At 68.3% G+C, this 13,253-nt stretch carries 13 protein-coding genes; 9 read left to right on the top strand and 4 right to left on the bottom strand.

What is annotated here, in order from left to right:
- Positions 1-23: 23 nt before the first annotated feature.
- Entirely contained in the window at positions 24-743 is a 720-nt protein-coding gene (locus EGY25_RS02360) for a DUF805 domain-containing protein (RefSeq protein ID WP_135193466.1), read from the bottom strand.
- 112 nt (positions 744-855) lie between these two features.
- Positions 856-1,485: a DUF805 domain-containing protein gene (locus EGY25_RS02355; RefSeq protein ID WP_135193465.1), complete on the bottom strand. Its 630-nt coding sequence runs from the start codon at positions 1,483-1,485 to the stop codon at positions 856-858.
- An 86-nt stretch (positions 1,486-1,571) separates the two neighbouring features.
- On the opposite strand from EGY25_RS02355, the gene EGY25_RS02350 reads away from it, so the two are divergent.
- From EGY25_RS02350 to EGY25_RS02315, 8 genes are all read left to right on the top strand, one after another.
- Entirely contained in the window at positions 1,572-2,186 is a 615-nt protein-coding gene (locus tag EGY25_RS02350; protein ID WP_135193464.1) for a DUF2460 domain-containing protein, read from the top strand.
- 3 nt (positions 2,187-2,189) lie between these two features.
- Entirely contained in the window at positions 2,190-2,837 is a 648-nt protein-coding gene (locus EGY25_RS02345; protein WP_135193463.1) for a baseplate hub protein, read from the top strand.
- 125 nt (positions 2,838-2,962) lie between these two features.
- Positions 2,963-3,433: an NlpC/P60 family protein gene (locus EGY25_RS02340; RefSeq protein WP_209307981.1), complete on the top strand. Its 471-nt coding sequence runs from the start codon at positions 2,963-2,965 to the stop codon at positions 3,431-3,433.
- The gene (locus tag EGY25_RS02335) at positions 3,434-7,132 is read left to right on the top strand and encodes a baseplate multidomain protein megatron (RefSeq protein WP_135193461.1); all 3,699 of its coding nucleotides are present in this window, start codon (positions 3,434-3,436) and stop codon (positions 7,130-7,132) included.
- 87 nt (positions 7,133-7,219) lie between these two features.
- On the top strand, positions 7,220-8,146 hold the full coding sequence (locus EGY25_RS02330; RefSeq protein WP_135193460.1) for a DnaJ C-terminal domain-containing protein: 927 nt from the start codon (positions 7,220-7,222) through the stop codon (positions 8,144-8,146).
- 4 nt (positions 8,147-8,150) lie between these two features.
- Entirely contained in the window at positions 8,151-9,311 is a 1,161-nt protein-coding gene (locus EGY25_RS02325) for a phosphoserine transaminase (RefSeq protein WP_135193459.1), read from the top strand.
- A gap of 131 nt (positions 9,312-9,442) precedes the next feature.
- Entirely contained in the window at positions 9,443-10,738 is a 1,296-nt protein-coding gene (locus EGY25_RS02320; protein ID WP_135193458.1) for an adenylosuccinate synthase, read from the top strand.
- Positions 10,739-10,812: 74 nt separating this feature from the next.
- Entirely contained in the window at positions 10,813-11,625 is an 813-nt protein-coding gene (locus tag EGY25_RS02315; RefSeq protein WP_135193457.1) for a response regulator, read from the top strand.
- A 48-nt stretch (positions 11,626-11,673) separates the two neighbouring features.
- Here EGY25_RS02315 and rpoH read toward each other — a convergent pair whose 3' ends face one another.
- Complete coding sequence (rpoH, locus tag EGY25_RS02310; RefSeq protein WP_135193456.1) at positions 11,674-12,561, bottom strand: RNA polymerase sigma factor RpoH; 888 nt, start codon at positions 12,559-12,561, stop codon at positions 11,674-11,676.
- Between the two features lie 253 nt (positions 12,562-12,814).
- On the opposite strand from rpoH, the gene EGY25_RS16835 reads away from it, so the two are divergent.
- The gene (locus EGY25_RS16835; RefSeq protein ID WP_280643902.1) at positions 12,815-12,949 is read left to right on the top strand and encodes a hypothetical protein; all 135 of its coding nucleotides are present in this window, start codon (positions 12,815-12,817) and stop codon (positions 12,947-12,949) included.
- On the opposite strand, the gene EGY25_RS02305 is transcribed toward EGY25_RS16835, so the two are convergent.
- Complete coding sequence (locus EGY25_RS02305) at positions 12,946-13,251, bottom strand: GNAT family N-acetyltransferase (RefSeq protein ID WP_135193455.1); 306 nt, start codon at positions 13,249-13,251, stop codon at positions 12,946-12,948. The two genes, EGY25_RS16835 and EGY25_RS02305, sit on opposite strands and share 4 nt — an antisense overlap.
- Positions 13,252-13,253: the final 2 nt, after the last annotated feature.

Here is a 13,253-nt window from a genome sequence, read left to right as displayed (position 1 = left end):
CGTCACGATTCACCCTCGCTGGATCATTCGCCCTTGGGGTTCGGGCCGAAGCGATTTTCACCCTTCTGGCTATCCGTGATGCCGATCCAAAGCAGGAAGGCCAGGTTGACGAGTGTGGCGATGGTGAAGGCGCCGAAGGCCGGACCCATGATGGACAGCGCGGCCATCGGGTTATCCTCGTAGTAGCTCTCATCCATGCCGCTGGCGGCGATGCCGGCGAACATCATCACGAAGCCGGTGATGACCAGTATCGTGGAGATCGCCCAGGGGATGGCGACCAGCCAGCCGCTCTTGCCCATGTCGTGCAGACGCTTCACCGAAATGGCGAGGTTGGGCCAGATCAGAGCCAGAGAGATCAGCCCGCCCAAGAAGGGAATCCAGCCCAGCACCAAACTGGCGCCGAAGATGATCAAGAAGCCGATCCAGAAGTGCGAGCGGCGCAGGCGTCCATTGAAGGACAGCATGGCGGACTGGAAGTCGAAGCCCGAACCGGGCGCGCCGACGGCGGCTGAGGAGGCCGAAGCGGCGTAACCGCCGGCGACGCCGGTGGTGGTCGCAGCGCCGGCGAGGATCAGGATCTGGGTGGCGACGGCGCCTTCAGGCACGAAGTCCACGCGGACGCCGGCGGCGGGCAAGGCCGGCGACTGAAGCGCGGCCGAGGTGAAGTCGTAACGGGCGCCGTCGTCGCCGCTGATCAGGCCGGCGCCGGTCGTGGCGTCGTAGCTGAGAATTTCACCGCGCACGGAAGTCTCCTGGGTTGTCGCCGCCGAGCGGCAGTTTGCGAACTTCGCCGGACGACGTGCGCCGGACAAGACTGAAAGGTCAAGCTTGGCGAACGGTTCCTGAGAATTTCTCTCAAGTCGCGATTTGGCCCAGGCCCTTGGGGGGCGCGCCGTGGATGTTCACGCCCAGCTGCGAGGGCAACAGGCTGACGATGAACACGAACAGGCCGCCGACGTAGGGCACGAGGCCGATCAGGATCAGCCAGCCGCTGAGGCCGACATCGTGAAAGCGGCGGATGGCGACGGCGACATAGGGAATCATGAGAGCGAAATAGATCAGGGCGACGATGCAGATCCAGGCGACGCCCCAGGCCTCCATGTCATAGCCCATCTCGGCGTCGGCGATGGCCAGGCCGATGATCGGCATGAAGGCGAGCATCAGGATCAGGAACTGGAACAGGGCGAACGACCAGTATTCCTTGCGCCGGGCCCGGCCCATGCCGTCGACGTATCGGTCGGTGACGCAGCGGACGAAATAGCCCCACAGCCCGAGGTCGGGTTCCGGCGCGTAGACGGCAGGCGGCAAGGGGCTGTCGCGCAGCACCATCAGGCTGAGCGCGCGGTCGTCCTGAACGACGAAATCGACGCGGCGGCCCGGTTCGAGACCGGCAGTGGTCGAGGTGAAGGCGTAACGCTGAAGATCGTCGCCGCTGATCAGGCCGTCGCCGGTCATGGGATCGTAGCTGAGAATTTCGCCGCGCAATGCCGTGGACCTGAAAAGGCGCGGCCGAAGCGCCGCCGCCAAGGGTTTGGACCGGGCGCGCGGCTTTGCACAACAGGAGAGTGATCATGGGCGCCTTTCATGAGGTGCGCCTGCCCGCGCGGCTGGCGTTCGGCTCGACCGGCGGGGTGGAGCGTCGGACCGAGATCACGACCCTGGCTTCGGGGTTCGAGCGGCGGTCGACGCCCTGGGCGCTGGGTCGCAGGCGGTATCTGATTGGGGCCAACCTGAGATCGCTGGACGACATGGCCGAGCTGGTCGCCTTCTTCGAGGCGCGGCGGGGGCGCCTGTACGGGTTCCGGTTCAAGGACTTCGCCGACTTCAAGTCGTGCGCGCCGGGCGGGGTGATCTCGGCGGAGGATCAGGTGCTGGGCGTGGGGGATGGGGCGCGGACCACGTTCGATCTGGTGAAGCGATACGGCGATGTGGAGCGGCCTGTCAGCAAGCCGGTCGAGGGGTCGGTGCGAGTGGCGGTCGGGGGCGTCGAGGTCGCGGATTTCACGGTGGATGAGACGACGGGGGCGGTGACGCTGGCCAGCGCGCCGGGGGCGGGCGTGGTGGTGACGGCTGGCTTTCAGTTCGACACGCCGGTGCGGTTCGACTCGGACCGGATCGAGACGACGCTGGAGAGCTTCGAGGCCGGACGGATGGCGGCGGTGCCGCTCATCGAGGTTCGGGTCTGAACCATGCGGGACATACCGGAAGAAATGGCCGCCCGTATCGAGAGCGGGGCGACGACGCTGTGTCATGTTTGGCGGCTGGAGCGGGCGGACGGGACGGTGATGGGGTTCACCGATCATGACCGGAACCTGGTGGTGGACGGGGTCGTGTGTCGGGCCGCGAGCGGCTGGACGGCGGGGGCGGGCGAGAGCGCCGTGGGGCTGGCGGCGGGATCGGTCTCGGCGGCGGGGGCGCTGGATGACGAGGCCATCAGCGAAGCGGATGTGGCGGCGGGTCTGTTCGATGCCGCGACGGTCGAGCTTTGGCGGGTGGATTGGGCGCGGCCGGATCTGAGGGTGCGGTTGTGGGCGGGGACGCTGGCGCGGATTCGACGGGAAGGGGGCGTGTTCCTTGCCGAATTGGAGGGGCCGCTGGCGAAGCTGGAGCGGGTGGTCGGGCGGACCTATGGGCGGATGTGCGATGCGCGGCTGGGGGACCAGAGGTGCGGGGTCGCGGAGGCGGCGGGGCGGGTCTGCGACAAGCGGTGGGAGACCTGCGTCGGGACGTTCGGCAATGGGGCGAACTTTCGCGGGTTCCCGGATGTGCCGGGGGACGACTTCCTGACGGCCTATCCGGCGGGAAGCGCGCGGAACGACGGCGGGAGTCGGCGGTGAGGGGCGGGGCGATGAAGAACTCTCCCTCCCCCTGCGGGGGAGGGGCGTTAGCGCGTAGCGATGACGGGGTGGGGACGGCAGGGAGAGTGGGCGCGGGTCGCCTGGCCGCCCCCACCCGGTCTCGCCTGCGGCTCGACCACCCTCCCCCGCGGGGGGAGGGAGAGGGCTGTGCGGTCGCTGCCGCTCGAACCTGGCTCGGCACGCCTTATCGGCATCAGGCCAGCGTGAAGGGCGTGGGCGCGGATTGTCTGGGGCTGGTGCGCGGGGTGTGGCGCGAGGTGGCAGGCGAGGAGCCGGAGGTCTTGCCGGCCTATTCGGCGGACTGGGCCGAGACGGGCGGGCGCGAGACGCTGCTGGAGGCGGCGGGGCGGTGGCTGAGGCCGGTCGCGGTCGATGAGATGCGGGCGGGGGACGTGCTGCTGTTTCGGATGTCGCCGGGGGTGGCGGTGAAGCATTGCGCCATCCTGAGCGACATCGGCGGGCCGGAGCTGAGGATGATCCACGCCTATTGGGGGCGGGCGGTGGTCGAGAGCTGGATGGGCGTGTGGTGGCGGCGACGGCTGGTCGCCGCGTTTCGGTTTCCGAAGGAGGGTTGATTGGCTCAGGTTGTGTTGAGCGCTGTGGGCCAGCAGGTCGGCGGCGGTATCGGGCGGGTGATCGGCTCGACCCTCGGGCGGGCGATCGACAATCGCGTGGTCGGGTCGCTGGCGCCGGCGCGGCAGGTGGGGCCGCGGCTGGAGACGCTGAAGGTGCAGGGGACGGCGGAGGGGTCGCCGATGGCCTGCGTCTTTGGACGGGCGCGGGTGACGGGTCAGGTGATCTGGGCGGCGCGGTTCCTGGAAGGCAAGTCCAAGGGGCGGGCGGGCAAGGGCGGGCCGAAGACTGTCGACTATGTCTATTCGCTGAGTTTCGCGGTGGCGCTGTGCGAGGGGCAGATCGACGGCGTTGGGCGGGTCTGGGCCGATGGGCGGCTGATGGACATGACCGGCGTCGTGATGCGGGTGCATCGCGGGGGCGAGGACCAGATGCCGGATCCTCTGATCGAGGCGGTGGAAGGGGCGGCGCCGGCCTATCGCGGCACGGCCTATGTGGTGTTCGAGGACTTGCCGCTGGGACCGTTCGGGGACCGGGTTCCGCAGCTGAGTTTCGAAGTGTTTCGGCGGCCGCGCGGGCAGAAGGCGCGGCTGGAGGATATGCTTGAGGGGGTGTGTCTGATCCCCGGCGCAGGGGAGTTCGCCCTGGCGACCGAGGCGGTGGTGCGACGCGAGGGGCTGACGCGGACACGGCCTGAGAATGTGCACAACGGCGAGGGTCGGGCGGACCTCTTGGTGTCGCTGGACCAGCTGCAGGCGCAGCTGCCGGAGCTGAAACGGGTCAGTCTGGTGGTCGGTTGGTTCGGCAGCGATCTGAGGGCCGGGGAATGCCACGTGCGACCGGGGGTGGAGCGGCGGGACAAGCCGACGGAGCCGATGGCCTGGTCCGTGGCGGGGGTGGCGCGCGAAGACGCCTATCAGGTCAGTCAGATCGATGGGGCGCCGGCCTATGGCGGGACGCCGTCGGACGAGAGCGTGCGTCAGGCGATCCGCGAGCTGAAGGCGCGGGGGCTGGAGGTGACCCTGTATCCGTTCGTCTTCATGGACTGCCCCGGTTATCCGTGGCGCGGACGGGTGGCGGGCGTGGACGGAGCGGGGGCGACGGCGGAGATCGCGGCCCTGTTCGGCGGGGCCGAGGATTGGGGTCTACGGCGAATGGCGCTGCACTATGCCCGGATCGCGGCCGAGGAGGGGGCGGACGGGCTGTTGATCGGTTCGGAGATGCGGGGCGTGACCTGGACGCGGGATGCGGCCGGGGGCTTTCCGGCGGTCGAACAGTTCAGGACGCTGGCGGCGGAATGCCGGGCGGTGGTCGGGTCGGGCGTGGCCCTGTCCTATGCGGCGGACTGGAGCGAGTATTTCGGGCGGCAAGCGGGAGGGGAGGTCGTGTTCCATCTCGATCCGCTGTGGGCCGATACGAACATCGATCATGTGTCCATCGACTGGTATCCGCCGCTGACGGACTGGCGAGAGGACGACGGCGGCGTGGACGCGGCGACGTTCGACGGGGCGGCGGACCCGGCCTATCTGGCGGCGGGCGTCGCGGGCGGGGACGGGTTCGACTGGTACTATACGGATGAGGCGGATCGGACGGCGCAGGTGCGGACGCCCATCATTGATGGGGCATATGGCGAGGACTGGGTGTTTCGGCCCAAGGACCTGAAGGGCTGGTGGTCGAACCGGCACCATGACCGGCCGGGCGGGGTGAGGGCGCCGACGCCGACGGCCTGGGTTCCCGGCATGAAGCCGGTGCGGCTGTCGGAGTTCGGCTGTGCGGCGGTGGACCGGGGCGGCAATGCGCCGAACCTGTTCCAGGACCCCAAGAGTACCGAGAGCCATCTGCCGCCTGGATCGACGGGCGCGCGCGACGATGCGGTGCAGCGGGCGTCGCTGGAGGCGGTGCTGGGGCACTATACGGACCCGGAGAACAATCCCGCATCGGCAATCTATGGCGGGCGGATGCTGGCGGGGGCGGACGCCTGGTGCTGGGACGCGCGGCCGTATCCGGCGTTCCCAGCAAGGGGGGATGTCTGGGCGGACGCCGGCGCGTGGCGGGCCGGGCATTGGCTGAACGGGCGGCTGGCGGGGGACGGGCGTGACCTGATCGAAGCGGTGCTGGCGCGCGGCGGGTTGTCGCCGTCAGAGATGTCGGTCGAGGGCGTCGAGGGGGCGGCGGCCGGCTATGTGATCGACCGGCCGATGCGGACGCGCGATGCGCTGGAGCCGCTGCTGGCGGCGTTCGACGCCGTGGCGGCAGAGCGGGACGGGCGGGTCGCCGTGCTGGGGCGTGTGGAGGTGGTGGTGGAGATCGCGGGCGAGGCGCTGGCCTTGCCTGAGACCGGTGCGGCGGAGGCGACGACGCGGACGCTGGAGCCGAGGGCGGGCGAGGCGCGGGTGCGGTTCATCGACGAGACGGCGGATTATCAGACCGGCGCGGTGGTCGTGCGGTCGGACGATGCAGCGGCGACCGGCGGCGGGGTGGATCTGGACCTGCCGCTGGTGTGCGGCGGCGGGCTGGCGAGAGCAGCGGCGGAGCGGGCGCTGATCGGGGACGGCGTGGAGGCGAAGACCCTGGCGCTGGGGCCGCTGGAGGCTTTGCGGATGGAGCCGGGGGACGGGGTGTGTCTGGAAGGCGCGGCGGGCGCCTGGCGCGTGATGCGGACGACGGCGGACGAGACGCCGTCGGCGGTGCTGGAGCCTCTGCGCGCGCGGCGGGTCGTCGAGGACGATGGCGTCTGGCGCGGCGGCGAGACGCCGGCGGTGGTCGGGGCGCCGTTCCTTAGAGTGATGGATTTGCCGCCGTTAATGGGGCGTGAGGAAGATGCGCGGCCGGTCGTGGCTGTGGCGGCGGAACCCTGGCGGACGATGCGGCTGCATGCGGGGGCGTCGGCCGAGACGCTGACGGCGCGAGGCGATGTGGAGACGCCGGCGACGGTCGAGGTGCTGGTCGAGGCGTTGGGGCCAGGGGTGCGGCATCGCTGGGACGAGGTCCATGCGGTCGTGGTGCGGGTCGAGGGGGCGGCGCCCGAGAGCGCGGTCGCGGCGGCGGTGCTGGGCGGCGGCAATGCGCTGGCGGTCGAGACGGCGGCGGGCTGGGAGATCGTGCAGTATCGGTCGGCTGTGCTCATCGGGCCGGGGACGTGGCGGCTGGAGGGTCTGTTGCGCGGACAGCAGGGGACCGAGGTCGAGATGCGGGCCGGCGCCGGGGCGGGATCGGTCGTGGTGTTCCTGGACGACCGGCTGGCGCGGGCGGAGATCGGGCGGGGGGGGCGGGGCCTGCCGCTGGTCTGTCGCGCGGGGCCTGCGGGCGCAGCGCCGGGCGGGACGGGGTTCACCGAGACGGTATTTCAGTCGAGGGGCGTGCATGACCGGCCGTGGTCGCCGTGTGGAATGGTCATCGCTGCGGAGGGGGACGGGCTGACGATCCGGTGGACGTCGCGTGTGCGGCTGTTCGGCGATGGTTGGGACGGGGAGCCTGCGGCGGTCGATCCGGTGCGGTTCCGTGTGCGGGTGCTGGACGGCGGGGTCGGGGTTCGGACGATGGAGGCGGAGAGTTTGTCCGCCTTCTATCCGGCGGCTGCCTTGGCCGCGGACTTTCCCGAGGGCGTGACGGCGACGGCGCGGATCGCCGTGGCGCAGTGGGGCGAGGGGTTTGGGTGGGGCCCAGAGGCAGAGGTGGAGGCGGAAATCGGGCTGATCTGAGCAAATGACGGGTCCGGCCCTTTGCGTGGGGCGGGGCATGGCTTAACTGACGGCCTCTCGATCTTTTCAGTTGGAGCGACAACGCACGTGGCAGGCGACCCCTACAAGGAACTGGGCGTTTCGAAGGGCGCGAGCGCGGACGAGGTCAAGAAGGCGTATCGCAAGCTCGCCAAGGAGCTGCACCCCGACAAGAACCCCGGCGACAAGATCACCGAGGACAAGTTCAAGCGGGTGACGGCGGCCTTCGACATCCTGGGCGATGCCGAGAAGCGGGCCAAATACGACGCCGGCCAGATCGACAATGACGGCAACGAACAATATCGCGGCTTCGGCGGAGGCGGTCGCGCCGGCGGCAGTCCGTTCGGCCAGGGCGGCGCGGGCGGCGGTTTCGGCGGCGGACCGGGCGGTCGCGCGAACTTCGAAGGCGTCGATCTGGACGACCTGTTCGGCATGTTCGGCGGGGCGGGGCGTCAGCGCGGCGCGCGGGACTTCACCTCGCGCGGCCAGGACGTGAAGGCGACGCTGGACATCAGTCTGGAAGACGCCATCGCGGGGGCTACGCGGCGGATCCAGTTCTCGGACGGCCGCACGCTGGACGTGACCATTCCCAAGGGGGCGTCGGAAGGCCAGACCATCCGCCTGCGCGGACAGGGTTCGCCGGGGCGCGGGGCCGAGAACGGCGACGCCCTGATCGAGCTGAGGATCGAGACGCATCCGATCTACAAGCGCGATGGGGCGGACCTGACCATGGATCTGCCGGTGTCGGTGCCCGACGCGGTGCTGGGCGCCAAGGTGCGCGTACCGACGCCCGAGGGCGTGGTGCAGATGACGATCCCGGCGGGGTCGAACTCGGGCAAGATTCTGCGGCTGAAGGCGCGCGGGGCCTATGCGGCAGGCAAGCGCGGGGATCTGCTGGCGCGGCTGGTGGTGACGCTGCCGGACGAGCCTGACGAGGCCCTGACCAAGTTCGCCGAGGAATGGCGGGCCAAGCGGCCCTATACGCCGGGACGTTGAGATTATGACCGCGAAGCCTGATGTGAAGCCGGCGCGGCCGTGGTTTTCGGCAGGGCCGACTGCAAAACGGCCTGGGTATGCGTTGGGCGGATTGCCGACGGATTTGTTGGGGCGGGGCATCCGCGCGCCGGAAGTGGTGGAGCGGTTTGCGCATGGCCTGCGACTGACGCGCGAGGTGCTGGAAGTCCCCGAGAGCCATGTGATGCTCTACACGCCGGGGTCGGACACGGGCGCGGTAGAGGCGGCGCTGTGGGGCATGCTGGGGCACCGGCCGGTGCAGGTCGTGGCGTTCGAGAATTTCGGCCTGACCTGGCTGGCGGACGTGAAGGATCATCTGGGCCTGGAGCCCGAGGCGCTGACGGCGCCGTGGGGCGAACTGCCGGATCTGAGTAAAGCGGACTGGTCCAAGGACGTGGTGTTTCCGTGGAACGGCACGACCTCGGGCGTGCGCGTGCCGGACGCCGACTGGATTTCCGACGATCGCGAGGGGCTGGCCATCTGCGACGCGACCTCGGCCGCCTTCGCCATGCCCTTGCCGTTCGACAAGCTGGATGTCGTGACCTTCAGCTTCCAGAAGGCGCTGGGCGGCGAGGCGGGCATCGGCGTGATGATGCTGTCGCCGCGCGCGGTGGCGCGGCTGGATGGGTATCGGCCTGATCGGGCGATCCCCAAGCTGCTGCGGTTGACGGACGGCAAGGGTCGGTTCGACCGGGCGTTGGCGGACGGGGTGGCGATCAACACCTTCTCTATCCTGACCATCGAGGACTGGATCGACGCCCTGGACTGGGCGAAGGGCATCGGCGGCCTGACGGAGCTGATCCGGCGCACGGACGCCAACTATGCGGCATTGGCGAAGTGGGTTGAGCGGACGGACTGGATCGCCTTCCTGCCGGATCGGCAGGAAATCCGATCGACGACATCGGTCTGCCTGAAGTTCACCGATGCGCGGATCGCTGCGCTGGACCCCAAGGCGCAGAAAGCCTTCGTCGTGCGGTTCAAGGCCCTGCTGGAAGGCGAGGCGGCGGTGTTCGACATGGAGCCGCATCGTAACGCACCGCCTGGGCTTAGGCTGTGGTGCGGTTGCACGGTCGAGACGACCGATGTGATGGCGGCGACGCCTTGGCTGGAATGGGCGTTCGAAACGGCGGTCTCGGAGATCGGATAAATCCGACTTCTGGGACGACATCGGATGATTCCCCCGCTATAGGCTGCGCCCGCATTCAGATCGCCGCGATGACGCGGCGCCTGCTGGTTTTGACGCGTTCTCCAAGGAGAACGCTAGGCGGAGTACGGACCTTGGCGAACGTAGCGGTGGTCGGCGCCCAGTGGGGCGACGAGGGCAAGGGCAAGATCGTGGACTGGCTGTCCAACCGCGCCGACATGGTCGTGCGGTTCCAAGGCGGTCACAATGCGGGCCATACGCTGGTCGTGGACGGCAAGGTCTACAAGCTGGCGCTGCTGCCCAGCGGCGTCGTGCAGGGCAAGCCGTCGATCATCGGCAACGGCGTGGTCGTCGATCCCTGGCATCTGGTCGGCGAAATCGAGAAGATCCAGGTTCAAGGCGTGGCCATCAGCCCTGAGATCCTGACCATCGCGGACAACGCCTGCCTTATCCTGCCCATCCATCCGGCGCTGGACGTGGCGCGCGAGGCGGCGGCGAGTGCCCCGGGCGCCAAGATCGGCACGACGGGGCGGGGGATCGGCCCGGCCTATGAGGACAAGGTGGGGCGTCGCGCCATCCGGGTCTGTGACCTGGCCAATGAAGACGACCTGAAGGTCAAGATCGAGCGTCTGCGCTCACACCATGATCCGCTGCGCGCCGGGCTGGGGCTGGAGCCGATCGACCCGGAGGCGCTGCTGGCGTCGCTGTTGGAGATCGCGCCGAAGATCCTGCCCTATGTGAAGCCGGCGTGGCGGGTGCTGGACCAGGCGCAAAAGGACGGCAAGCGCGTGCTGTTCGAGGGGGCGCAGGGCGCCTTCCTGGACGTGGACCACGGCACCTATCCTTATGTCACCAGTTCGAACACCGTAGCGGGTCAGGCGGCGGCGGGGTCGGGCATCGGGCCGCGCGGCGTCGGCTATGTGCTCGGCATCGTGAAGGCCTATACGACCCGCGTGGGCGAGGGTCCGTTCGCCTGCGAGCTGGACGATGAGGTCGGCCAGCATCTGGCGACTGTCGGCCGCGAGGTCGGGGTGAATACGGGGCGGGCGCGGCGCTGCGGCTGGTTCGACGCCGTGCTGGTGCGCCAGTCGGTGGCGATCAACGGCATCGACGGCATCGCCCTGACCAAGCTGGACGTGCTGGACGGGCTGAAGACGCTGAAGATCTGCGTCGGCTACAAGGTCGATGGCGAGGTGCTGGACTATCTGCCGTCCAGTCTGAAGGCCCAGGCGGCGGCCGAGCCGGTGTTCGAAGAGCTGGAAGGCTGGAGCGAGAGCACAGCCGGGGTTCGCAGCTTCAAGGACATCAACGCCAACGCCATCAAATATGTGCGGCGGATCGAGGAGCTGATCGGCGCGCCGGTGGCCCTGCTGTCCACCAGCCCCGAGCGCGACGACACGATTTTGATGCGGGACCCCTTCCAGGGCTGAGGCGGCGGTTTCCTTGATTCAACAGGCTTTAACCAGCGCGCGGTAAGGATAACGGCTCCAAACGGGAGACGGACGTGTTCGCCGCAAACGCCAGAACCTTGAGCCGCATCGAACCCGCCGTCAGGCGGGTGGTGATCGTCGATCCCAACCTGTCGTCCGCACGACTGCTGACGGACATCATGAAGGGGATGGGCGCGCGCGAGGTCTATGCCGAGACCGACGAGGAGCGGGCGCTGGAGCTGCTGCGCGACGTCGAGCCGGGCGTGATCTTCACCGAGCGGTCCGGTGAGGCGCTGAACGGCGAGACGCTGGCGCGGCGGATACGCCGGTCGAGCATGGCGTGCCGAATGTCGCCTATCATCATGGTGACGGGCGAGGCGACAGCCGCCGCCATCAAAGGCGCGCGCGATTCCGGCATCCACGAGTTTCTGAGAAAGCCCTTCACGACTGGCGACCTGTTCAAGCGGGTCGAGAACGTGGCGTTGAAGCCCAGGCCCTGGATCGAGGCGGTCGGCTATGTCGGGCCGGATCGGCGGCGGTTCAACTCGGGCGAATACTCGGGCGCGCGCAAGCGGCGCAGCGACGGTTTGGGCGGCGGTGGGCCGGCCGAGGTGAAGGATCAGGCGATCCGCATCCTGATTTCAGCATTGGCGCAGTTCGATCAGGATCCGTCGCAAGCGACGCGCGCCATTCGACAGCAGGCGGAAACGCTGAACGGGCTGGCGATCAAGACGGCGGACGCAAAGCTGGCGATGGTCGTGGCGACGCTGCAGGCCTATCTGGCCGGTGGTCAGGTGACCAAGGTCGGGCTGGCCCAGCCGATCGGCGCCGTAGTCGCGGCGGCGAAGGCTGCAGAGCAAGCGGCCCCGATGGCGCGGGCGTCCTGAACCGATAGAGGCCTGTCGCGCCGATAGAGCGCGACAGGTCAGGCTCGATCAGGCGTCGACGAGATTCCGCTCTTCGGCGGCGGCGCGCATGGCCTTTTGCAGTTTCTCGAAGGCGCGGACCTCGATCTGGCGCACGCGTTCGCGCGACACGCCGTATTGGCCGGCGAGTTCTTCCAGGGTCACCGGATCGTCCTTGAGGCGGCGCTCCGTGAGGATGTGCTTCTCGCGGTCGGTCAGCTCTTCCATGGCTTCCTGAAGAAGGCTCATGCGGATGCCCTTTTCCTCGTCTTCGGCGAGTTGGGTTTCCTGGGAAACAGCCGTGTCGTCGGCGAGCCAGTCCTGCCACTCGCTTTCACCGTCGGCGCGCAGGGGCGCGTTCAGCGAGGCGTCGCCGCCGAGACGGCGGTTCATGTTGGTGACCTCTTCCTCGCTGACGCCCAGCTTCGTGGCGATGGCGGCGAGGTGTTCGGGGTGCAGGTCGCCTTCCTCGAAGGCCGAGATCTGGCTCTTGGCCTTGCGCAGGTTGAAGAACAGTTTCTTCTGCGCGGCGGTGGTGCCCATCTTCACGAGCGACCAGCTGCGCAGGATGTATTCCTGGATCGAGGCCCGGATCCACCACATGGCGTAGGTCGCCAGGCGGAAGCCCTTGTCCGGGTCGAATTTCTTGACGGCCTGCATCAGGCCGACATTGCCCTCGGAGATCACTTCGCCGATCGGCAGGCCGTAGCCGCGATAGCCCATGGCGATCTTGGCCACGAGACGAAGGTGCGAGGTCACGAGACGGTGGGCGCTCTCGGCGTCCTGGTGCTCAGACCAGCGCTTCGCCAGCATGAACTCCTCGTCCTTGGTCAGCATCGGAAACTTGCGGATTTCCGTCAGATAACGCGACAGGCCTTGTTCAGGCGACATCACCGCGAGCGTACTATTGGCAGCCATATACAGGTCCCTCCGACCGTCTAAACGAGCGGGCTCTTCGTCATCGGCCACGGTGCGTGCTCCGAAGTCTCACCCCTCAACCGGTGAAGTAGCGATGGGTTGCCGCCATTTTTAGAGGCGGATGGTCACACGAAAGCGTGACCGTGACCCTGGCGCCACTCGCGCCGTTCAGAAGACTATATAGAACTTGGACAGTTGCTATTCAAGACGTGCGCGTTGGACGAAAGACAAGCTGGGAGTCTAAAACGCGACAATGAAAAAGAGCGTGCGCGAACAGGTCTTGATTGTCGTCCTCGCTGTGGGGGCGGTCGCCGCGTGCGTGTCGGCCGTCGCCATCGTGGGCCTGTTCGTCATGGCCATGGCCGGGGTGTTCGGCGCCGGATCCTAGATTCCCAGGATGCCGCGATAGGTCGGGTGAACCGCCTCGGCGTGTTCGGGGTGTTTCTGAAGATAGGCGGAGAAGAAGGGGCAGACCGGCAGGATCAGCAGGTCGCGGGCCTTGGCGTCGGCCAGCACGTGCTTGGCCAGGCGACTGGCGATCCCTTGGCCCTCAAGCCGTTCCGGGACCAGGGTTTCGGTGATCATCAGATTGGGCGGGGAGAGGTTGTATGTGACGATCGCCACCTCGCCATCGACGGGCAGTTCGTAGCGTTTCAGCGCGGCGTTGTCGTGGATTTCGGGATCGAGCATGG

Origin of the sequence: Brevundimonas intermedia (assembly GCF_004614235.1) — a bacterium.
Classification (GTDB): domain Bacteria; phylum Pseudomonadota; class Alphaproteobacteria; order Caulobacterales; family Caulobacteraceae; genus Brevundimonas; species Brevundimonas intermedia_A.
Note: the sequence above shows the minus strand (reverse complement) of the source record. Positions and strands in the feature narration are given on the sequence as shown.

Excerpts from the sequence above, each read along its gene's own strand:
- EGY25_RS02350 (WP_135193464.1), top strand. The coding sequence starts at position 1,572 with ATGGGCGCCTTTCATGAGGTGCGCCTGCCCGCGCGGCTGGCGTTCGGC.
- EGY25_RS02345 (WP_135193463.1), top strand. The coding sequence starts at position 2,190 with ATGCGGGACATACCGGAAGAAATGGCCGCCCGTATCGAGAGCGGGGCG.
- EGY25_RS02325 (WP_135193459.1), top strand. The coding sequence starts at position 8,151 with ATGACCGCGAAGCCTGATGTGAAGCCGGCGCGGCCGTGGTTTTCGGCA.
- rpoH (WP_135193456.1), bottom strand. The coding sequence starts at position 12,561 with ATGGCTGCCAATAGTACGCTCGCGGTGATGTCGCCTGAACAAGGCCTG.
- EGY25_RS16835 (WP_280643902.1), top strand. The coding sequence starts at position 12,815 with ATGAAAAAGAGCGTGCGCGAACAGGTCTTGATTGTCGTCCTCGCTGTG.
- EGY25_RS02305 (WP_135193455.1), bottom strand. The coding sequence starts at position 13,251 with ATGCTCGATCCCGAAATCCACGACAACGCCGCGCTGAAACGCTACGAA.